Annotated in this window: 20 protein-coding genes; 9 read left to right on the top strand and 11 right to left on the bottom strand. The window is 64.2% G+C overall.

The genetic code is table 11. The annotated features are described in order from the left end of the window. The first annotated feature begins 128 nt into the window (after positions 1–128). Entirely contained in the window at positions 129–1,313 is a 1,185-nt protein-coding gene (gene nhaA, locus ASF84_RS02220; RefSeq protein WP_056834773.1) for a Na+/H+ antiporter NhaA, read from the top strand. Positions 1,314–1,324: 11 nt separating this feature from the next. On the opposite strand, the gene ASF84_RS02215 is transcribed toward nhaA, so the two are convergent. The 5 genes from ASF84_RS02215 to dinG all read right to left on the bottom strand — a co-directional run bounded on the left by ASF84_RS02215 (position 1,325) and on the right by dinG (position 7,404). Continuing rightward, positions 1,325–1,789: a glycine zipper 2TM domain-containing protein gene (locus ASF84_RS02215; RefSeq protein ID WP_056834771.1), complete on the bottom strand. Its 465-nt coding sequence runs from the start codon at positions 1,787–1,789 to the stop codon at positions 1,325–1,327. A 166-nt stretch (positions 1,790–1,955) separates the two neighbouring features. Then, positions 1,956–2,603 (bottom strand): pyridoxamine 5'-phosphate oxidase, encoded by a 648-nt coding sequence (pdxH, locus tag ASF84_RS02210; protein WP_056834769.1) that lies wholly within the window; start codon positions 2,601–2,603, stop codon positions 1,956–1,958. A gap of 130 nt (positions 2,604–2,733) precedes the next feature. Beyond that, entirely contained in the window at positions 2,734–3,837 is a 1,104-nt protein-coding gene (locus ASF84_RS02205; RefSeq protein ID WP_056834767.1) for an OmpA family protein, read from the bottom strand. Positions 3,838–3,990: 153 nt separating this feature from the next. Beyond that, entirely contained in the window at positions 3,991–5,139 is a 1,149-nt protein-coding gene (locus ASF84_RS02200) for a serine hydrolase domain-containing protein (protein WP_056834765.1), read from the bottom strand. Positions 5,140–5,259: 120 nt separating this feature from the next. Beyond that, the gene (gene dinG / locus ASF84_RS02195) at positions 5,260–7,404 is read right to left on the bottom strand and encodes an ATP-dependent DNA helicase DinG (RefSeq protein WP_056834763.1); all 2,145 of its coding nucleotides are present in this window, start codon (positions 7,402–7,404) and stop codon (positions 5,260–5,262) included. A gap of 148 nt (positions 7,405–7,552) precedes the next feature. Here dinG and ASF84_RS02190 point away from each other — a divergent pair, with 148 nt between their 5' ends. Further along, positions 7,553–8,017, top strand: a complete 465-nt coding sequence (locus tag ASF84_RS02190) for a CopD family protein (protein WP_056834761.1) — start codon at positions 7,553–7,555, stop codon at positions 8,015–8,017. 9 nt (positions 8,018–8,026) lie between these two features. Here ASF84_RS02190 and ASF84_RS02185 read toward each other — a convergent pair whose 3' ends face one another. The 3 genes from ASF84_RS02185 to ASF84_RS02175 form a co-directional block, all read right to left on the bottom strand. Continuing rightward, a complete protein-coding gene (locus ASF84_RS02185; protein WP_056834759.1) occupies positions 8,027–8,785 on the bottom strand; it encodes a hypothetical protein in 759 nt (252 codons plus the stop codon). Further along, complete coding sequence (locus ASF84_RS02180) at positions 8,778–9,053, bottom strand: DUF1145 domain-containing protein (protein ID WP_056834757.1); 276 nt, start codon at positions 9,051–9,053, stop codon at positions 8,778–8,780. Before ASF84_RS02180 ends, ASF84_RS02185 begins: the two co-directional genes overlap by 8 nt. A gap of 154 nt (positions 9,054–9,207) precedes the next feature. Beyond that, positions 9,208–9,915: an OmpA family protein gene (locus ASF84_RS02175; RefSeq protein ID WP_056834755.1), complete on the bottom strand. Its 708-nt coding sequence runs from the start codon at positions 9,913–9,915 to the stop codon at positions 9,208–9,210. Positions 9,916–10,212: 297 nt separating this feature from the next. Between ASF84_RS02175 and ASF84_RS02170 the strand changes: the two genes are divergently transcribed. Further along, positions 10,213–10,710, top strand: coding sequence for a DUF6231 family protein (locus tag ASF84_RS02170; RefSeq protein WP_056834753.1), 498 nt, complete (start codon positions 10,213–10,215; stop codon positions 10,708–10,710). Between the two features lie 3 nt (positions 10,711–10,713). Further along, the gene (locus ASF84_RS02165; RefSeq protein ID WP_056834751.1) at positions 10,714–11,184 is read left to right on the top strand and encodes a YchJ family protein; all 471 of its coding nucleotides are present in this window, start codon (positions 10,714–10,716) and stop codon (positions 11,182–11,184) included. Between the two features lie 163 nt (positions 11,185–11,347). Here ASF84_RS02165 and ASF84_RS02160 read toward each other — a convergent pair whose 3' ends face one another. Both ASF84_RS02160 and ASF84_RS02155 read right to left on the bottom strand, forming a co-directional pair. Further along, entirely contained in the window at positions 11,348–13,774 is a 2,427-nt protein-coding gene (locus tag ASF84_RS02160) for a TonB-dependent receptor (protein WP_056834749.1), read from the bottom strand. A gap of 96 nt (positions 13,775–13,870) precedes the next feature. Beyond that, positions 13,871–14,410, bottom strand: a complete 540-nt coding sequence (locus ASF84_RS02155; RefSeq protein ID WP_056834747.1) for a hypothetical protein — start codon at positions 14,408–14,410, stop codon at positions 13,871–13,873. Between the two features lie 113 nt (positions 14,411–14,523). Between ASF84_RS02155 and ASF84_RS02150 the strand changes: the two genes are divergently transcribed. The 5 genes from ASF84_RS02150 to ASF84_RS02130 all read left to right on the top strand — a co-directional run bounded on the left by ASF84_RS02150 (position 14,524) and on the right by ASF84_RS02130 (position 20,972). After that, positions 14,524–15,024, top strand: a complete 501-nt coding sequence (locus ASF84_RS02150; protein WP_056834745.1) for an LEA type 2 family protein — start codon at positions 14,524–14,526, stop codon at positions 15,022–15,024. Beyond that, entirely contained in the window at positions 15,021–15,224 is a 204-nt protein-coding gene (locus ASF84_RS02145) for an SEC-C metal-binding domain-containing protein (protein WP_056834744.1), read from the top strand. Before ASF84_RS02150 ends, ASF84_RS02145 begins: the two co-directional genes overlap by 4 nt. 166 nt (positions 15,225–15,390) lie before the next feature. Beyond that, positions 15,391–17,868, top strand: coding sequence for a penicillin acylase family protein (locus tag ASF84_RS02140; RefSeq protein WP_056834742.1), 2,478 nt, complete (start codon positions 15,391–15,393; stop codon positions 17,866–17,868). A 146-nt stretch (positions 17,869–18,014) separates the two neighbouring features. Beyond that, positions 18,015–20,531, top strand: a complete 2,517-nt coding sequence (locus tag ASF84_RS02135) for a PAS domain S-box protein (RefSeq protein WP_236709347.1) — start codon at positions 18,015–18,017, stop codon at positions 20,529–20,531. 54 nt (positions 20,532–20,585) lie between these two features. Beyond that, on the top strand, positions 20,586–20,972 hold the full coding sequence (locus ASF84_RS02130; protein WP_201783662.1) for a hypothetical protein: 387 nt from the start codon (positions 20,586–20,588) through the stop codon (positions 20,970–20,972). Here ASF84_RS02130 and ASF84_RS02125 read toward each other — a convergent pair. Next, entirely contained in the window at positions 20,969–21,301 is a 333-nt protein-coding gene (locus ASF84_RS02125; protein ID WP_056834738.1) for a hypothetical protein, read from the bottom strand. The two genes, ASF84_RS02130 and ASF84_RS02125, sit on opposite strands and share 4 nt — an antisense overlap. Between the last annotated feature and the right edge of the window lie 271 nt (positions 21,302–21,572).

Genomic DNA, 21,572 nt, shown 5'->3' with positions numbered 1-21,572 from the left:
TAACCCTGCGATTGTTAGACTTTCGCGCACTTTGGTGAATGCAGCCAGGCCGCTCACAATGGCGCAGGCCGTGCCCAATCAGCCAAAGCGTCGATTCCCTGTCAACCTTCGCAGAGCGGTCCCGCCCCATGCGCCACACCATCATTCGCTTTTTCCAGCTCGAGGCAGCCGGCGGCCTGTTGCTGATTGCCGCAGCCGCCCTGGCCCTGATCATCAACAACTCGCCGCTGGCCTGGCTGTACAACGCTTTTCTGGAAACCCCGGTGGTCGCCGGCATCGGCACCGTGCAGATCGCCAAGCCGCTGCTGCTGTGGATCAACGACGGGTTGATGGCCCTGTTCTTCCTGGTCATCGGCCTTGAGGTCAAGCGTGAAATCCTGGCAGGCCACCTGTCGAAACCCTCGCAGATCGTGCTGCCGGGCGCGGCGGCCATCGGTGGCATGCTGATACCGGCGCTGGTCTACGTGGCCCTCAACAGGCACGACACCGCGGCCATGGCCGGTTGGGCCATCCCGATGGCCACCGACATCGCCTTCGCGCTGGGGGTACTGGCCTTGCTGGGCAAGCGCGTGCCGTTGTCGCTCAAGCTGTTTCTCATGACCCTGGCGATCATCGACGACCTGGGTGCGATCATTGTCATTGCGCTGTTCTATTCCGGCGAATTGTCCAGCATGGCCCTGAGCCTGGCGGCCGCCTCGCTGGTGGCGCTGGTGCTGATGAACCGCCTGGGGGTGGTGAGGCTGGCGCCCTACCTGCTGATTGGCGTGGTGCTCTGGGTGTGTGTGCTCAAGAGCGGCGTGCATGCCACCCTGGCAGGCGTCGCCCTGGCCTTCTGCATTCCGCTGCGCAATGCGCAGAATCCGGCCAGGGAGGCCTCACCGCTGTTGATCCTGGAACACAGCCTGCACCCTTGGGTGGCCTTTGCTATCCTGCCGCTGTTCGCCTTTGCCAATGCCGGCGTACCGCTGGCCGGACTGACCCTGGAAAGCTTCACCCACCCGGTAGCCATGGGCATTGCCGCAGGGCTGTTGGTGGGCAAGACGGTGGGAGTGTTCGGGCTGACCTGGCTGGCCGTGGCCTGTGGTCTGGCCAGGCTGCCCAACGGGGCGAACTGGGGCCAGGTGCTGGGCGTGTCGATCCTGTGCGGCATCGGCTTCACCATGAGCCTGTTCGTCGGCTCGCTGGCCTTCGAGGCCGGCGTCAGTCCGTTTGCCGGCGTGGACCGCATGGGTATTCTCACCGGGTCGATCCTGGCGGCAGTGCTGGGCTATGGGGTCATGGCCCTGGCCAGCCGCCGGAACGAAACGGACTGATCAGTAGATGATCAGTGGGTGACGCGGCTGGTACCGTTGACGGTCATCACGCGCACGCGATCACCCACACGGAAAATTTCGTTTTCCTCGACCTGCTGCACGTAGGCGCGCATGCCGCCATCGTCTTCACGCACGGTGATTTCCACACCCTGGGTGCGGGTCAGGCCTTCTTCGGTCATCGACCCGAGCAGGCCACCGGCCACGGCACCGATCACCGCCGCCACGACACTGCCACGGCCACCGCCGATGGCGCTGCCGCCGACACCCCCTACCACCGCACCGGCACCGGCGCCGATCGGGGTCTTGGTGCCTTCGATCTTGACCGGGCGCAGCGATTCCACAGTGCCCAGGCGCACGGTCTGGACCGCGCGCGCCTCACTGCGCGAGTAGGAATCACCGGTCAGGTTTGACGTACAGCCACCCAGGGTCAAGGCCATGGCCGTGAAGGAAGCAACCAGCAGTGCAGACTTGCGCATAAGGGGTATCTCCAGAAGAACCAGTCGCCATTAAACGCCCACCCAAAGGGGACGTCACGGTGCCGGCTCATACATATCGAATTCATTCAGGCGGCATACAGCACCCGCCCACACAGCTTAAGACGGCGTGGGCGGGGAATAATTCACCCACGGCAGGCGTCGTCGATCAGGGCGCCAGGCGCTCGCGAATCCAGGCGTCATCCTTTAAACGATAGTTCAAACGGTCATGCAGGCGGCTGGAGCGTCCCTGCCAGAACTCAATGCGGTCGGGCAACAGCCGGTAGCCGCCCCAATGCTCGGGACAATGCGGCAAGGTATCGAGAAAACGCTGCTCGGTTTCACGCAACAGGTCCTGCAACTGGTCACGGTCGGCAATCACCCGGCTCTGTGGCGAAGCCCAGGCGCCGAGGCGGCTGCCCAGCGGACGAACCTGGTAATAGGCATCGGACTCCTGCGCACTGACCTTGACCACCCGCCCTTCGATGCGCACCTGGCGCTCCAGGGTCGGCCAGAAGAAGGTCATGGCGGCGAACGGCTGTGCCGCCAGTTGCTGGCCCTTGGCGCTGTCGTAGTTGGTGAAGAAGGTGAAGCCCTGACTGTCCAGCGCCTTGAGCAACAAGACGCGGCAATGCGGGCGACCCTCGGCATCGACCGTGGCCAGGGTCATGGCGTTGGCTTCCACCGGCGCCTGTTCGGTCTTGACCGCCTCGGTGAACCATTGGTGAAACAGGGCAAAGGGTTCGTCCGGCGCCTGGGCTTCGGTCAGGCCGTCACGGGTGTAGTCGCGGCGCATATCGGCCAGGGAAGAGGTCATGGGGCGGGGCTCCTTCGAAACGGTGCGAGGCCTGGCAGTTAAGCACAACCGCCTGGCAGCGGGTAGTTCGAAGCGCAGACCGTGCAGGCCTGCGCCCTCAAGCCGAGGACGCAGGCGGTACGGTCACAGGTCAGTTGCTGGCCTGGGTATTGCTTTTCTTGGCAGGCTCGGCTTTCTTGGCCGGCGCCTTCTTCGCCGGCGTAGCGGCTTTCTTGGCTACAGTGGCTTTCTTGGCCGTTTCTTTCTTGGCCGGGGCGGCCTTTTTCGCCGCGGGTGCCGGGGCGGCCGGCTTGGCGTCCTGCACGGCGACCATGGTCGGTGCAACCGCTGGCACTTCGTAGCGGCTCATCAGGGCGCGCATGGTGTCTTGTGGAGTCAGCAGGATTTCCACACGGCGGTTGAGCGCACGACCCTGCGGGCTGTCATTGGCGGCACGCGGCATGACCGCGCCCATGCCACGGTTGCTCAGACGGTTACGCTCAAGACCACTGAGGCGGAAGATGGCAGAGATCGACTGCGCGCGTTCCTGGCTGATTTTCTGATTGGCGGCCGCAGCACCGGTGGTGTCGGCATGGCCCAGGATCAGCACGGCAGTCTTCGGGTCGGCTTCGACCGCCTTGGCCAGGCGGGTGATCGGACCCAGGCTCACCGGCAGCAGCATGGCGGGGCGATCCGGGTTGAACGAGCCGTCGACCGGCGCGGTGACGATCAGCAGGTCTTCACGACGCTCGACCTGAAAATTGCTGTCCTTGATGGCCAGGCGCACGCGTGGCTCGTACTCGTCCAGCCAGGCCTGGGTGATCTTGGGATCCGGCATCGGCAGGGCCTTGGCCGCCTGTGGCGTGTCGGCGCTGTTGCTGGCGCCGAACGGCCACCACCACTTGCTGTCGGTCTCGGACTTGGCCACCAGGGCCGGTGCCGGCTTGGCCTCGGGTTTCTGCGCCGCCTTGTCGGCCGAGGGTTGCGCCTTGGCATCAGCGGTCGCGTCCGAGCCGAATGGCCAGTACCACTTGCTTTCGCCTTCGGACTTGGCGGCTACCGCCGGCGCCGGCTTGACCTCAGGCTTTTGCGCAGCCTTGCCTGCGGCCTCTTGCGGGCTGGCATCAGCGGTGGCTTCGGAACTGAACGGCCAGTACCAAGGGCCTGCAGCACTGGCAGAGTCGGTTTTTGGCGTTTGGGCGCAGCCGGTCACGGCGATGCACAGAGCAAGAACGAGGCTTTTATTCACGGACATGGAAGGCCTACAGCAAGATTGATCAGACAGAAGAACGCAGGAGCGTCCATATAACACGCATCACGGCTGCGTTGGAAAAAGAAACCGTCCTGTGGTTCAGGTTCGGCCTCATTAACTGACAGTCGGTATTTTACAAGTACTTATGGGCGATTGTTATTGCAAAGACTCACGCAGCACCGCCACCAGTTTCTGCGCCCTGGGGTCCATCAGCACGTAAGGGCCCAGGGTATTGGTCACAAAACCGAAGGCCACGTCGTAATCGGGGTCGGCAAAACCCACCGAGCCGCCCGCCCCCGGATGGCCGAAGGCCCGCGGCCCGAGCCCGTAGGTGGCGTTGGCCACCTCGGGCTGGTCGAGCATGCAACCCAGGCCGAAGCGGGTCGAGGTCAACAGGGTACGGTCCTGGCCCACGCTGTGTTCACGGGTCAGTTCGTTGAGCATGTCAGAGCCCAGCAGGCTGCCGTCGAGCAGGCCGGTATAGAAGCCCGCCAGGCTGCGTGCATGACCATGCCCGTTGGCGGCCGGTTGCTGGAAACGGCGCCACTCGGGTTTGTTGGTGCTGGTCAGGATCGACGGCGGGTTGGTGAAGGCACGGGCCGTGATCGAGTCAGGCTCGCGCATCGTGGCATGCAGCAAGCGCTGGGCGGCGTCATCGCCGGCATTGCCCTTGCCACGGGCGATGTGCGCCACCCGGTGGAATTCTTCGTCGGCAAGACCAATATGAAAGTCCAGCCCCAGCGGCCGTGCCACCCGCGCCACAATCGCATCGCCCGGCTGGCGACCGTCGGCGCGGCGCAGCATCTCGCCCACCAGCCAGCCATAGGTGATCGCCGCATAGCCGTGTTCCTGGCCGGGCGTCCACCACGGGGTCTCGGCGGCCAGTGCCGCGGTCATGGTGTCCCATTGGTAAAGTGCCTCGGCGGGCAGGGTCTCGCGCAGCGCCGGCAGGCCGGCCCGGTGACACAGCAACTGGCGCAGGGTGATCGACGCCTTGCCGGCGGCGGCGAACTCAGGCCAGAGACGGGCCACGGGTTCGTCGAGGTGGAGCTTGCCCTCCTCGACCAGTTGCAGGGCCGTCACGGCGGCAAAGGGCTTGGTGCAGGAAAACAGGTTGGCGAGGGTATCGCTGTGCCAGGCCTCACTGCCCTGCTGGTCGGCCGTACCGGCCCACAGGTCGAGCACGGTGCGGCCACCGACCTGGATGCACAAGGCCGCGCCTCGCTCCTGGGGGTCGTCGAACAACGCCGCGAACGCTTCGCGCACAGCTTCGAATTCAAGCTCGAAATGACCCTGGATCTGCAATGGGGGGCTCCTTATCAAGGTCTTCGCGGCGGCTCCTGCATTGAACCGCAGGAGCCGCCGCGAAGGCCCGACACAAAAAATTGGCCTGCATTGTTCCAGTGTTTGCAGGCGTTGTGAACCTCAGGAAATCTCGCGATGAAACGGCGGCAGCGCATTGAGAATCGCCTTGCCATAACGCTGGGTGACCACCCGGCGATCGAGCAAGGTGATGGTGCCGCGGTCGGCTTCGGTGCGCAGCAGCCGGCCACAGGCCTGGATCAGGCGCAGCGAAGCGTCGGGCACGGCGATTTCCATGAACGGATTACCACCGCGCGCCTCGATCCATTCGGCCAGCGCGGCTTCGACCGGATCGTCCGGCACCGCGAAAGGAATCTTGGCGATCACCACATGCTCGCAATAGGCGCCGGGCAGGTCGACCCCTTCGGCAAAGCTGGCCAGGCCGAACAGCACGCTGGACTCGCCGCTGTCGACCCGCGCCTTGTGCTTGTTCAGCGTTTCCTGTTTGGACAGGTTGCCCTGGATGAATACCTGCTTGCGCCAGTCGCGCTCCAGGCCATCGAACACGTCCTGCATCTGCCGACGTGACGAGAACAGCACCAGGCTGCCGCGCGAGCCTTCGACCAGCGCGGGCAAGTCGCGAATGATCGCGGCCGTGTGCGCGGGCGCATCGCGCGGGTCGGCCTTGAGGTCCGGCACCCGCAACACGCCGGCGTCGGCATGGTGGAAGGGGCTGGGCACCACGGCGGTGACCGCGTCCCGAGGCAGGCCGGCGCGCATGCGGTAGCGGTCGAACTTGCCCAGCGCCGTCAGGGTGGCCGAGGTCACCAGTGCCGCATAAGCGACATTCCACAGGTTGCGCCGCAGCATCTCGGCGGCCAGGATCGGGCTGGCGTTGACTTCGATATCGAACAGCGCACCGCTGTCGGCCAGGGTCAGCCAGCGGGCCATGGGCGGGTTGTCTTCGGGATCTTCAGCGGTAAATGCCGTCCACAGTTCCCAGTTGCCCTCGGCACGCGCCAGCAGGCTGCCGAACAGCGGGTACCACTCTTCGGCCTGGTGGCTGGCGATGCCGATGCTCACCTCGCCGTCCATGCCCTCTTTAAGCAGGTCGGTCAGGCGCGTGAACAGGTCGTTTAGGCGTGAAAAGCCCTTCTTGAGTTCGATGCCAATGTCGCGAATGTGCTCCGGGATGACCCCGCCGATAAAGCGGTGGCGCGGCCGCTCGCGGCCTTCCATGTCTTCACCGGCACGAAAGTCGGCCAGTTGCTCGCAGGCGGCGAACATGAACTGCTGCTGGCCCTTGATCTCCCGAGCCAGCTCCGGCACCTGTTCGATCAGGCGCCCCAGGTCACCGGGCAGGGTGTGCTGGGCCAGCAGTTTGGTCAGGTTCTTCGCGGTCTGCTCCAGCCAGTCGGCGGTGGAGCGCAGCCGGGTGTAATGAGCGAAGTGACCGATGGCCTTGTCGGGCAGGTGATGGCCTTCGTCGAACACGTACATGGTGTCGCGCGGGTCGGGCAATACCGCACCGCCGCCCAGCGCCAGGTCAGCCAAAACCATGTCGTGGTTGGTGACGATCACATCGACCTTGCCCATGCCTTCGCGGGCCTTGTAGAAGGCGCACTGCTGGAAGTTGGGGCAATGGCGTGTGGTGCACTGGCTGTGGTCGGTGGTCAGGCGTGCCCAGGTCTGGTCTTCCAGTTCCTGGGGCCAGCTGTCGCGGTCGCCGTCCCATTTGTTGCCGGCCAGTTTCTGCAACATGCTGTGGAACAGCTTCTGGCTGGCTTCGTCGACTTCGATCTTGAAGCCTTCCTCTTCGAACAGTTGTGCGGTGGCGTTGGTCTGGTCGCCCTCCTGCAGCAGCATGTCGAGCTTGGACAGGCACATGTAGCGCCCCCGCCCCTTGGCCAGGGCGAAGCTGAAATTCAGGCCGCTGTTGCGCATCAGGTCGGGCAGGTCCTTGTAGACGATCTGCTCCTGCAGGGCGACCGTGGCGGTGGCGATCACCAACCGCTTGCCGGCCGCCTTGGCCGCGGGAATCGAGGCGATGGCATAGGCGACGGTCTTGCCGGTACCGGTGCCCGCCTCCACCGCGACCACGGCCGGGTCGCCCAGGCGGCGACCTTCGTCGTCGGTTTTTACATCACCCAGCACCTTGGCCACCTCGGCGATCATCAGGCGCTGGCCATAGCGCGGCTTGAGGCTTTTGGCTTCCAGAAAACGCGTGTAGGCGCCCTGGATCTGGGATTTGAGTTCTGTGGTGATCATCGGCTCGGTTCAGACGCAGCCCTGAAAGGCTGGATAAATTTTCAGTGTTTGCGGGTGGGCGCTATCATAGCGCGCTATTTTCAATCGCGCAGAACGCGCATTGGTAAAAAACGTTACAGCCGGCCGAACGGCACCTCTGGAGTTTTGCATGACCGCCTTCGCTTCTGTCTACACCCTGCACGTCCTGGCCGCCCTGGTCTGGGTCGGCGGCATGTTTTTCGCCTGGATGGTGCTGCGCCCGGCCATCATCGCAGCGCTTGAGGGGCCGACGCGCCTGAAGCTGTGGGTCGAGGTGTTCCCGCGCTTTTTCGTCTGGGTCTGGGCCGCGGTGGTGGTGTTGCCGGTGACCGGGGTCGGCATGGTCCACCTCACCTACCCGAGCCTTGAGCATGCGCCGCGCTACGTGCAGGTGATGATGGGCCTGTATGTGGTGATGGTCGCGCTGTTTCTGCGCATTCATTCGTTACAGTTGCCCGAGCTGAAAAAAGCCGTGCAGGCCCAGCAATGGGCCGAAGGCGCGGCGGTGCTGGGGCGCATTCGGCGGCTGGTGGGCATCAACCTGTTGATTGGTCTGGCGGTGGTGGCGATTGCCGCAGCCCGGCCTTCGCTGTAAAGGGCCGGCTTAAAACCGCTGCACACTCACAGTGCCCGCCGGCCCCGCGCTGCCGGCCTGACCGGCCTGGCCCGACACACCGGCCTTGCCGCCGTCGGCACGGTAGACGATGCAACCCTTGGAATCACCCCCCTTGCCGGCCTTGCCGCCGCTGCCGCCAGGCCCGCCGGCACCGCCGTCGACATTGACCTTGATGCGTTCGGCGGCATACGCCAGTGGCAGCTCCAGGCGCACCTGGCCGCCGGGCGCGCCGTTATGGCCATTGCTTCCGGCATCACCGTCATACCCTCGACCGGCCTGCCCCCAGGTGCAGCCCGGCGCCTGGCCATTGGCGCCATCGAGGCCGACAAAACCCGGCGCACCGGCTCCACCCCGGGCGTCCACCGACAACTGCTCGGCGTCCAGTTGCTGCACGCGCAACGTCAGCGTGCGTCCTGGCGTGGCGAACTTCTGGTAAGTGCCCGGCGCGCCACGGGCAGTGATCTGGCTGCCGCTGCCCAATTGTGCGTGGCTCACCTGCACGCTCAGCGGCTGGGCACTGGGCACGATGGCGATACGCGCTTCATGGCCGAGCAGCAGTTGCCCGACCTTCAGTTCGGTGACGCCGCCCGGCACCAGCAAGGTGCCATAATCGGCGACCTCAAGACGATCGAGCTGCAAGGTGGTGCCGCTGGCCGGCAGGCGCATCAGCGAGTTGGCCTCGACCACCAGGGTCTGGGCCATGGCCATCGGGCTGCACAAGGCGGTGAGCAACAGCAATTTACGCATGACGGTTTCCGAGGTGGGAGCGGCCGATGGCCTGGAGATGAAAGATGCCGAACAGGATGATCTTGCCGCGATCACGCCACGGGTGCGTGCGCCCGCGCAAGCTGGCATTGAAGAACAGCACTTCGAAGACATGAATGAGCAGGATCAGCAGGGCGGCCATCGAGATCAGCGCACCGAACGGTTTGGGCGTATCGATCACCGCACTGACCAGCACCACGGTCCAGAACCCCAGCGTCAACAGTTTGCCCAGCCCCCAGAACAGCTTCATGTCATGCCCCCGATCGTTGTAATGCCTGCCTTTTCCAGCACGCACAGTAACGCCAAGCATAAGGACTATGCCAGCGCCGATACAGCATTGAACACACGGGACAGACTGCCGGCCTGGCCCTCAAGGGCCAGGCCGCAGATCGAAGGCAGGAGCGTTAGCGGTTGATCTTGATTTCCACGCGGCGGTTCTGCGCACGGCCGTCGGCGGTGCTGTTATCGGCCACGGGACGGGCCTCGCCCTCACCGCTCACCGAGACGAACGAGGCGCGCGGGATGCCCGCACCGATCAGGTAGTCGGTGACCGAATGGGCACGACGATCGGAAAGCTTCTGGTTGTAGGCATCGCTGCCGACGCTGTCGGTATGGCCGGTCACGCGCAATTGCACATTGGGGGCCTCGTTACGCAGGCGAGTGGCTACCGCGTCCAGGCCATTGCGGTCCGAAGGGGTCAGGCGCGCCGAGTCGAACTCGAACAGCACTTCCTTGTTGATCACGATGACTTCTTCGCTCGGTGGTGGCACCGGAGCGACCGGCATGACTTCAGGGGCCGGCGGCGGGAACGGGCAACCGGTGGCGTCGACCGGTGTGCCTCGTGGCGTATCGGGGCACTTGTCGACGCTGTTCATCACGCCGTCGCCATCGTCGTCGCCATCACCGTGCACCCAGCAATAGGCACCGGCCATTACCCCCACCGCGCCACCCAGGCTGGCCGCCACGGCCGCCGTCTGGAATGCACCCACCGCCGCCCCGCCGAGAAAGCCACCGGCGGCGCATTTGGGCCAATCGGTCTTTTGCAGACCGGCACAGCCGGTCAACACGCTGGTCACCAGAATCAAAGGTACTGCTGTCCGAAACATGGTCATTATTATTTACTCCCATGGGGCGGCGGTTCTGCCGCTGATGCGACGGCACTTTGCCATTGCGCTAAGGTTTGTCCGTTGTGAATTCAAGAAGGTTCACCCCCCGCAAGCATTTAAGTTCATGGACCGGTGATCTGCTTGCCGATGCGGTTTTGGCCTTGAATCCGGGCGACGGCCAAGCTTTTAAGCCAAGGCCTGAAATAGACGCGTGCATGTCGAACGCCAACCTGATCCAGTAGACTGCGCAGGCGTGTTTCTTTCATTGCCAGGCTGTCTTGCAGGCTTTCACGAGGATTTTTGATGACCGCCGGTTTTTCTACCCGCACGCCCCAGCAGGCGCTGGCCGCCCTGCTCGACCGCTACGCCCCGCAGCGTCTGTTGCTGATCGGTGCCCATGAGTTTCCGGCCTTGCAGGCGTTTCGCGAAGCGCACCCCGAGACGGAAGTGGCGGTAAGTGCGCCAGGCCCGCTGCCGGCCGAACTGGCCGCACAACGCTTCGACCTGGCAATAGTGGTCGATTGCCTGGAACACATTCCGCGCCGTGAAGGCTTGCAGTTGCTGGGCGGCATCCGCAACCTCAATGCCAGCCGCATCGCGGTGCTGGCCGACCTGGTGGCCTGCGGCTGGCAGGAAACCGATTTCTTCTCCCTGGCCCTGCAGGCCAGCGAACGCTTTGCCCGTGACGAACAGGTCCTGACGCTGTTCACCTACGACTTGCGCGAATACAAGCAGGTGCCTGACTGGCTGAACGCGAAGTTCTGGGCCAACCCGGAAAACTTTGGCAAATACTGGTGGTGATCGATGAGTAGTACAAGTTGCCCCTGCGGCAGCGGGGACCTGTTGCTGGCCTGCTGCGACCGTTACCACGGCGGCCTGTCGGCGCCCTGCGCCGAAAAACTGATGCGCTCGCGCTACAGCGCCTATGTGCTGGGGCGGGTGGATTACCTGCTGGCTACCACACTGCCGGCGCAGCAGCCAGGCCTGGACCGCGAGGCGATTGCCCGGTGGAGCGCGCAGAGCACCTGGCTGGGGCTGGAGGTGGAAGACATTGAGGTGCTGGGCGGCAAGCCCGAGCATGCCTTCGTGACCTTCACCGCCCGCTGGCATGACGAAAGCGGCGAACACAGCCACCGCGAACGCTCGGCCTTCGTGCAGAGCCAGGGGCGCTGGTACTTCATCGACCCCACGGTCGCGTTCAAGGCCGGGCGCAACGACACCTGCCCGTGCGGCAGCGAACAGAAGTTCAAGAAGTGCTGCGCGGGGTATGTCTGACAGACCTGCGCCGCCGGTTCGTCAGCCTTCGCGACTGCTGATCGCTCCAATGGTTGTGCCGCGCCCAGACCCTGCGCACGCCACCTATCCCGTAGGAGCGACCAACGGTCGCGAAAGAGTCTCAGCATTCGCGTTCGCGACCGCTGACCCTGTCAGCCGGTGATCAAAACTCCAGTTGGGCCGAGAACGTCACGGTGCGTGGGTCGCCCAGGTAACTGCTGTTGAGCCAGTACTCCTTGTTGGTCAGGTTGCTGACATTCATGCGCAAGGTCAGGTCGTTCTGTGAAATGTTCATCCGGTAGCGGGCGCCGGCGTCGAAGGTGGTGAAGGCCGGCAGGTCGTAGTCATTGGCCAGATCGGTGTACTGCTTGCCGGTGTAGAACGTGCCACCGGTCAGGGCCAGGCCCGGCACCGGATTGAGGTCGTATTCGGCATACACCTTGGCCAGTTGCCTGGCGACATTGGTCGGCACATTGCCGTCGTTGGCGGCCACGCCGGTTTTCTTAACCTGCGGATCGAGCAAGGTAAAACCGCCCACCACGGTCAGCTCAGGCAGCACCTTGCCGGTCACGCTGAATTCCAGGCCGTTGTTCTCCTGGCGACCATCGACCACATAGACGTTACCGCCGGTGGTGTAGCCGTTGGGCTTCTCGATATTGAACAGCGCCAGGGTCAGCAGGGTTTCACCGAACGTGGCCTTGGCGCCGATTTCATACTGTTCGCTGACTTGCGGGGCAAAGGTCTGGCCGGCATTGGCCGTGCCGCTGGGCGCCACGCCCCCGGACTGCAGGCCTTCGATGTAGGTCACGTAGGTGGTCAGCCAGGGCACTGGCTTGTAGATCAGCGAGAGGCTGGGCGAGGTCTCGCTCTGGTCATAGCGCGTCTCGGTCTCGGGGCTGCCGAAGGCCCGGGCGTAGACGAACTCGTTGGCGTAGGTCTTGATCCGGGTATGGGTCACGCCAAGGATGGTCGACCATTGCTCGTTGAAGGTGATGACATCGCCGATCAAAAAGTTGTTGGTCTCGGTGACATTGGCCAGGCGCTGGTCACCATGGCCGATGGAGTAGGACGGCTTGCCGACCTGCGGCCGCTCGCTCAGCGGGATTTCACCGACTGGCGAGACGTATTGCGGGCCCGGGTAAGGAATGTGGTCTTCGTACTGGCGCTGGCGCGAAGTATTACCCTGGTAACCGGCGGTCAGCTTGTGGCCGATAAACCCGGTATCAAAGGCCGCATCCAGAAACAGGTAGCCGGTCTTCTCTTCGGTGTCGATGGGCGCGAAGGCGTACAACGGCTGCGAATAGCGGCCGGCACTGTAGACGGTCGGGCCGGTGTAGGCGTTCTTGCTGGTGTATTGCGTGGCATAGAACGCGCCGCGCAAGGTGAAGGTGTCGTCCAGGCGCCAGGTGCCGCGCACACCGGCCTTGTCGCTTTCGAAGTCGGAGTACGACCATTTCTGGCTGTACAGCTCGTCGTTCTTCAATGACGCAGCGCTGGGGCGAAACGCTTCATTGCCGAAATACCAGTAGCTGCTCAGGCCACGCTGTTCGGTTTTCTTGTGCGAGGCATCGAACTGCAGCAGCAGGTCGTCGGTGACGTTCCAGTCCAGCGCCACCGAAAGCATTTCGCGGCGGCGCTTGTTCATGTCGATGGCGGTCTCGCCGTCCTGGGTCAGGACGTTGACGCGGTAGGCAAACCGGCCCTCAGGGTCGATCGGGCCGCCGAAATCACCGTGCAGGTAATAGTTGTCGCCACCGGCATTGCCCAGGGTCACGCTGTTGTAGCGCTCGTAGGTCGGGCGCTTGAGCACGTAGTTGACCAGCCCGCCCGGTGAGGCCGGGCCATACAGGAAGCCGCTCAGGCCGGTGATGATTTCCACCTGCTCCTGCTCTTCGAGGTAATTGTTGCCGTCGGCGCCATTGGTGAAGCGCAGGCCGTCATTGGCGATGTTCAGGCTGCCGGCGCTGCTGAAGCCGCGCATGTTCACGGCACTGGCGTAGCCTGCGCTGGTGGGCGAGTACATCTGGGTGAACGGGTTGTGCTTGATCACATCGTCCAGCGAGGTGGCCTGGATGTTCTTGAGCATGGCCTGGGGCATGACGCTCATCGAATACGGTGTGTCCTGCAGCTTCATGCTGCCCAGCGCGCCGACGTTGCTGACATTCTCGCTGCGATAGCCCGTCGCCTCGCTGCCTTCACGGGCCGTGGCGCTGGCATTGATGTTCACATCCGAAAGGTTGATCGCGCCGCTTTCGATCGCCATCAGCGTGTAGGTCCCGGCGCCGCTCTGCACCAGTTGCAGGCCGGTGCCGCGCAACGCCTCGCGCAAGGCAGACGGCGCATCGTACTGGCCACGCACTTGCGCACTGCGCTTGCCGGCCACCAGCGCAGGGTCCAGGCTCAGGGCCAGGCCGCCCTGGCTGGCAATTTGGTTCAGGGTGCCGGCCAGGGCACCGGCCGGCAGGTCATAGGCGCTGACACCGCTTGCCTGGCTGGCCGCCATCAGGGCGGGGCTGGCCAACGGCGTACCAAGGGCAATGGCGACGGCCAGCAGGCCGGGCCGTAATACGGTGTCGAGAGAGCGGGACATGGAGCAACTCCGGTCGGGAATACAGGTCGATGTCCCCTAGCCGGACGAAAAGCGAAAAGTGACAGGGCCGGCGGACTATTTTCTGGCCTGTTGTTTTCAACGCAACTTGAGGTGCGAAGTGTCCGGCGGCGGACCGGCCGGTGGCTTCTTCGCCTGGCCCATGTCACTGCCGGCCGGCGCCAGGCTCAGGCCGGTCAGGTCCAGCCGTGGCGCCTGGGGCGCAGGCCTGGGGTCCTGCATCGGGCTGCCGACCTCGGCCAGCGACAGGTCCGGGGCATCGACGGCAGCGAACGCGGCCATGTAGTTGTCGCGCGGCACCACCTGCAACCGTCCGTCGGCCGGCCTGGCCTTTTTCAGCCACGTGGGTGCGTCCGGCGGCGGCGCCAGCTCCACTTCTTCTATGTGTGGCGGCATCTCGAGCATCTCGACCAAAGCACCGGCACGCGCCAGGGTGGAACGGTATTTTTCCGCCGCCTGGGCATCGAGATTGTTCTTGAGCACCAGCCGGCGCCCGGAAAACAGCAGGGCCATGCGCTGGGCATCGGCCTGGAACAAGCGGGCCAGGTTGGCTTTGACGTTATCGGGCTGGGCGCCTTCGAGCACCTGGCCGCTGAAGACGATCTCGTAAAAGGGCATTATGGGCACTCTTCACCATGTGGCCCGAGTATGGCGCAGCGTCAATCGCAGCGACAAGCCGAGGGGCTGGACGGTCCATCCCCTTGCCACCGATGTCGTGAACGGAGCGCACCATGACCACTCAACACCCCATGCACAGAACCCTGATGATCGTTTTTTTGCTGTGCGGGCTCAGCGGGTGCTCCAGTTGGTGGGGCGCATCGGCCTATCAGCCGCCGCATGTGCGCCTGCTCAAGGTCGAGGCGGTCAAGATTCGCCTGCTGCAACAGGACCTGCGCCTGTATTTCGAGATCGACAACCCCAATGACACTCGCCTGCTGGTGCGCAGCCTGCGCTACACGGTGGAGCTCGACGGCATGCCGCTGATCGACGACAAGGTCAGCGACTGGTTTTTTGTCGCCGGCAACAGCCATGAAGTGCTGGTGGTGCCGGTGCGCACCAACCTGTGGCGCTACGCCAAGCCCATCGCCCAGCGCCTCAAGCACCGCGACCGGCCGATCCCCTACCGGCTCGAAGGCAAGCTCAAGACCGGCCTGCTGTTCAGGGACAGCGTGCGTATTGGCTTCAATGGCGAGATACTACCCGCCGATTCAATGACGGAGTACCCCAGATGAACCAGCCCCATGTCCATGGCCCTGACTGCAACCACGACCATGATCATGACCATCACGCCCATGATCACGGTCATGTCCATGGTCCGCACTGCAACCACGCCCCTCAGGAGCCGGTGCGCAACACCCTGAAGGATGTCGGTCGCAACGACCCGTGCCCGTGCGGCAGCGACAAGAAGTTCAAGAAGTGCCACGGCGCCTGATACAACGCCTCGCTTCACGTCAACGGCCTGCCTTGCAGGCCGTTTTCATGCGTGGGTGATGCCTTGGGAAATATTCCGCAATAAACCTCGCCTGCGCGCTTGCGCGTCGCCAGCCTGCTCTCTAACGTAGCGACCTTTGCAGTTGCCTCGTCGCCGGAGTTTCGCCATGGCCTCGCCCGCCTCGTTTCATGCCTTTTCCCGTTTTGGTACCGCCGCCCTGGCCACCACTTTTCTGGGCCTTGCCGGCTGCCAGCTGGGCGGTGGCGATGCCTCGACCCTGTTGCCTGACGCTGGCACCTTTGCGGTCAAGGGGCTGGCACAGAACGTCTCGGTAAGGCGTAACCCGCAGGGCATGGCGCTGATTGAAAGCAGCTCGTTCCATGACGCGCTGTTTACCCTGGGCTACGTGCATGCCGGCGACCGCATCGGGCAGATGCTGCACATGCGTTTGCTGGCCCAGGGGCGACTGGCCGAAGTGGCGGGTGCCGAGGCGTTGCCGGTCGACCGGCTGATGCGCGCGGCCAACCTCAAGCGCAGTGCCAGTGAGCTGTACAAGGCCTCGTCGCCGCGCCTGCAGCGGTTCTTCGAAGTCTATGCCCGCGGCGTCAACGCCTATCTGTTCCGCTACCGCGACAAGCTGCCGGGCGACCTGGCCAGTGCCGGCATGCGCCTGGAGTACTGGCAGCCTGAGGATTCGGCGCTGATCTTCAGCCTGCTGAGCTTCAATCTGTCGGTCAACCTGCAACAGGAACTGGCCGCCCTGGCCCTCAACCAGAAAGTCGGCGCCGACCGGCTCGCCTGGCTGCTGCCGACCTACCCCGACGAAGCCTTGCCGATGGCCGAGGCCGAAAAGCTCAAGGGCCTGAGCCTGGCCGGGCAAGCATCGGCGCTCAACGACCTGAACAAGGTGGCGATGCAACTGGCGGACTTCAACCTGCTCGGCGCTGCCGCTTCAAGTCACTGGGCGCTGGCGCCGCCACGCACCCGCAGCGGCGTCAGCCTGCTGGCCGGCGAGATGCAGGTGCCGGCCGGCCCCGCCTCGGCCTGGAGCCTGGTGCAGATTCGCGCACCCAAGTATCAGGTGTCCGGCGTGACCCTGGCCGGCATGCCGCTGTTTCTCAGCGGTTTCAACGGCAAGCTGGCCTGGAGCATGGGCAACCTCAAGGGCGACAACCAGGACCTGTTTCTGGAAAAGCTCAGCCGCGACAACAATCGCCTGATGTACCAGGCCGACGGCAAGTGGCTGCCAGCGGCCAGTCATCAGGAAACCTTCCTGGTCAAGGGCGGCCAGCCGGTGCGCGAGACCGTCTATGCCACTCGCCACGGCACCTTGCTCGACGCCGGCCAGTCGGCCAATGCGCTGGGCCTGGCGCTGCAGATGCCGGACTTCAAGGACGACAAGAGCCTGGATGCGTTCTTCGATCTGTCGCGGGCCGGCACGGTCGACAAAGGCTTCGACAGCACCCGCGAGATCCGCGCCATCGGCCTGAACATGGTGTTTGCCACCGCCTCCAATATTGCCTGGCAGGTGACCGGTCGTTACCCGAACCGCCGCGATGGCCAAGGCCTGGTGCCGTCACCGGGCTGGGACAGCCGTTACGACTGGGACGGTTTCGCCGACGCCATGCTGCACCCCTACGACCAGGACCCGCGCCAGGGCTGGCTGGGCACCGCCAATAACCGCGTGATCCCCAAGGGCTATGGCATGCAGCTGTCCAACACCTGGGGCTACCCGGAACGCGCCGAACGCCTGGCCGAAGTGGCCGGCAACGGCAAGCATGACAGCCGCAGCAGCATTGCCCTGCAGAACGACCAGACCACGCCCCTGGCGGCAAAACTCAAGCAGATGTTCGAGGCGCCCGGCATGGTCAAGCCGCTCAAGCAGGCTATCGATGCCCTGCCCGAGACCGACCGCGCCAAGGCCCGCGAGGCCTACAGCCGGCTGATGGCCTTCGACGGCAAGCTGAGCGCCACCTCGGCCGATGCGGCGCTGTTCGAGCTGTTCCTGCAGCAGAGTGCGCAGCAGATCTTTGCCGATGAACTGGGCCCGACCGACAGCCCGGCCTGGCAGGCACTGGTGACCCAGGCCCGCTCGGCCTGGTCGCCGCAGGTCGATCACCTGCTGGGCCGCGAGGACAGCCCGTTCTGGAACGACACCCGCACCCCGCAGCAGGAAGACAAGCCAGCCATCCTGGCGCGCAGCCTGGCGGCCACGATCACTGCCGGCGAAAGCCGGTTGGGCCAGGACCGCAAGGCATGGCAATGGGGCAACCTGCATCGTCTGGACTGGACGCCATCACGCGCCCCGTTGGCGCGTTATCTGGGCGACGACGGCAACTTTGCGCGTGGGGCGGCGGTGCCGATCGGTGGCGACAACACCACGCTCAACGCCACGCCAGTGGCCTGGGGCCAGGACTTTGACACACGACCGGTCGCCAGCCTGCGCATGCTGGTCGACTTCAGTCAGGCCGAGCCACTGCAGGCGCAGGTTTCCACCGGTCAGTCCGGCAACCCGGCCAGCCCCTACCACGCCAACAGTATCGAGGCCTGGTTCAAGGGCCAGTACACCACCCTGCCGTTGCAACAGCAGAACTATGAGCGCGGCTACGGTAAACAGCGCCTGACCCTGACCCCGGAAAAATAACCCGCACGGCCGCCTTGCACCTGCTGCGAGCGCGGCCGTATCGACCTTTTGGGGAACATCCATCCCCCTTTGCCGCTCTAACCGCCAGATCACTTATTCCACCCTGTGCCACTCGAGCCTACTCAGCCATGGAACTGCTCAGCAGGATGAATACTGGCGAAACCGCGCCCTGCACCTGGGATTTTCTTGCCCATGGCGGTGAAATGAGTGCGCTGTTGCAAAAAGGTGCCTTGGCACATTCTCCTCTGGGCATGCCCGACCAGTGGCCGGCCAGCCTGAAAACCCTGATGAGCACCGTCTTGCCGGTGCAGGCGCAGATCGTGGTGTTCTGGGGCCCGGAGTATGTCGCGCTGTACAACGACGCGTATGCGCCGACCATCGGCAACAAGCACCCCGCCGCCCTCGGCCGGCCGGCCATCGAGCACTGGCGTGAACTGTGGGACGACCTGGAACCGCTGCTGCGCGGAGTGCGCGAGACCGGCCAGACCTTTTCGGCAAAGGACCGGCCGTTCTATATCGAGCGCCATGGTCGCGGCGAAAACGTCTGGTTCGATGTGTCCTACTCGGCCGTGCGCGAAGCCGACGGCTCGGTCGGCGGCGTGCTGTGCATCGTCACCGAGACCACCGAGCGGGTGCAGTTCGAGCGGCGCCAGGCCTTTGCCCTGGAGCTGGGCAAGCTTTTGCCTTCGATCACCGCGCCCAGGCAGATGCAGACCCTGGTGCTCACACGGCTGTGCGAGGTGCTCGGCGATGCACAGGCCTTTCTGGTCGAGAGCGCCAGCGCCGATGACCGGCTTTTACCTCATCGCCCCTCTGACAAGCCTGAGCTGTGCCTGCCTTTGCAACTGGATGCGCAGCAACTGACGCCGTTGCTTGCAGGCAAAAGCGTACTCCAGGTGGCGCCTGAACAGGGCAGCAGCCTCGCACCCGCTTCACGCCTGCTGGTGCCGGTGCTGCGTCACGGCCAGCTTGAGGCGGTGCTTGATGTGCAGCGCAACCGCTCGACCGGCTTCGACAGCCACGAGGTCCTGCTGGCCGAGGAAGCCGCCAAGCTGGGCTGGCTGTGGATCGATCATGCCCGTGCCGAGGCAGCCTTGCGCACCAGTTCGGCGCAGTTGTCGGCGATGTTTGACCAGGCCGGCGCCGGCATTGCTGTCTGTGACTCAAGCGGCGCCCTGGTGCGGGTCAATGATCAGTACTGCACCATCGTCGGCCGCCGCCGTGAGGACCTGCTCCAGCGGCCCATCGAAACCATCACCCACCCTGATGACGCCGCGCTGCATACCCTGGCCGGCGGGCATAACCTCGACAACGCCACCCCTTTCGAAATCACCAAGCGCTATACCCGCCCCGACGGCCGCCTGGTCTGGGTACAGAACCACATCACGCCGCTGCATGATGACCAGCAACAATTCAATGGCTTGCTGTGCGTGTGCGTCGACATCAGTGCGCGCATCCAGGCCGAGCTTGAACTGCGCGAGCTCAATGACAGCCTTGAACAGCGTGTGGCCGCCAGCCTTGCCGAGCGCGAGCAGGCCATCGTGCAGTTGCACGAGTCGCGCAAGCTGGAAATGATCGGCCAGCTCAGCGGCGGCATGGCCCACGATTTCAACAATCTGCTGACCCCGATCATGGCTTCGCTGGAGCTGATCCGCCGGCGCTCGCCTGACCCGCAGCACAGCCGCCTGATCGACGGCGCGTTGCAGGCGGCCGACCGGGCACGCATCCTGGTGGGTCGCCTGCTGACCTTCGGCCGGCGCCAGACCCTCAAGCCACAGGCCGTGGCCCTGCACAGCCTGATCAACGACATGAACGAACTGGTCGAGCGTTCGCTGGGGCCATTGTTCGAGGTGCTGATCGACATTCCCGAACAACTGCCAGCGGTGTTCGTCGACCCGCACCAACTGGAATTGTCAGTGCTCAACCTGGCCGTCAACGCCCGCGATGCGATGGATGAGGGCGGGCAACTGAGCATCACCGCCGACCTGGCAGTCGTCAGCGACGGCCAGGTCAACGGCCTGGGCGCCGGTCACTATGTGCAACTGGTGGTGGCCGATAATGGCCGCGGCATGGACGAAGAAACCCTCAAGCACTGCGTCGAGCCGTTCTATTCGACCAAGGGCGTGGGCAAGGGCACGGGACTGGGCCTGTCGATGGTGCAGGGCCTGGCGCTGCAATCGGGCGGCGGCTTCGACATCACCTCGCAGGATGGCCAGGGCACGCAGGTGATGCTCTGGCTGCCGGTGACCGAAGCGGTTGTCGCCCGTGAAACCGACGCGCAGGCCAGCGCACCGGTCGCGCCCTGCCCCACGCATATTCTGCTGGTCGATGACGAAGACCTGGCGCGCTATGCCACGGCCCTGCAACTGCGCGACCTGGGCTACCAGGTGACCGACACGGCCACGGCGCACAATGCCCTGCAGATGATCGAAGCCGGCCTGCGCCCCGACCTGCTGATCACCGACCACCTCATGGCCAACAAGACCGGCGCGCAACTGGCCGTCGACGTCCGCCAATCGATACCGGACCTGCCGGTGTTGATCATCACCGGCTATGCCAACCTCAAGCCTGCGCAGTTGCAGGCATTTGAAGTGCTGGCCAAGCCGTTTCGCCGTGACGATATTGCGGCACGGGTGGCGCAGTTGATCGAGCGTCCGGTGTAGTCGCCCTTCCCCTTCCATTGGCCGCTCGACACCGCGTGCGGCTCAAGAGGTTCCATGGCCATTGCCATCTATTGCACCGCCATGAGCGATACCCCGCTGACACCTGATCAGCAAGCCGAAGCCAGGGCCATCGCCGGGCGTTTCAGCAAGGATCGATCCATTGAGGATTATCTGGCCAGCGGCGAGGGCCTGAACTGGTCGTCGTTTGATCTGGATGTCAATGCCACCTACGACGCCGTGCACGACAAATACACGGTCCTGAGCGGTTCAAGCACGTTGCCCGACAACACCGATGAGGCCACCTGGATCGGCGTGCAGCACTGGTGCCTGTGTTTGAGCCAGTTGCGCAACGCGTTGCCGGCCTGTGAGTGGCGCGTGGCGGTCGAGAACCATGTGATCGAGTGGGACGTCGCCCTGTCGGCCTACGACCCCGGCCGTTAATCGTAGGTGAAATCCACACTGACCCTGGCACTGTCGAGTGGCAGGGTGACCTGGCAGCCGCTCCAGGGCTGGCCACCGGCATACAGGCCGTTGACCACGAAGAACTCGCGCAACCGGGCCAGCAGCACCAGGATGTCGTGATCGGTACGGGCATTGGGCGACATGAATGCCTGCAACTCACCCTGCTCGTCCAGGTAGTTGAACTGCAGCCTGGCATGGTCGGCCTCGCGGGAAACCCAGGCATCCAGATACGCCACACAGGCGCGCTTGGGCACAATGGCCAGCAAGATCTCGCCTAACTCCTGATAAATCGCATCGTCCCTTGTCATGGCTCACCTGATTCATTTCGTCGCACGGTCAGAGGCAATGAACGTGCAAAAGTTTCCTGTTTTACCGTATCAATGATCGCAGCGGTGCGTTTGTTGCCGGGATGCACAAGGCAAGCCTTATTGATTTGAGAATCATTACCATTTATCTTGCGCGCTTCTTCAGGGAGAGTGCGCCGTGGGCAACGATCATCTCGGGCTTTTGTATGCAGAGCACAACAGTTGGCTCAAGGGCTGGCTGTATCGCCGGCTGGGCTGGGCGTGCGTTATGTGC

Source organism: Pseudomonas sp. Leaf127, from assembly GCF_001423155.1.
Classification (GTDB): domain Bacteria; phylum Pseudomonadota; class Gammaproteobacteria; order Pseudomonadales; family Pseudomonadaceae; genus Aquipseudomonas; species Aquipseudomonas ovata.
Note: the sequence above shows the minus strand (reverse complement) of the source record. Positions and strands in the feature narration are given on the sequence as shown.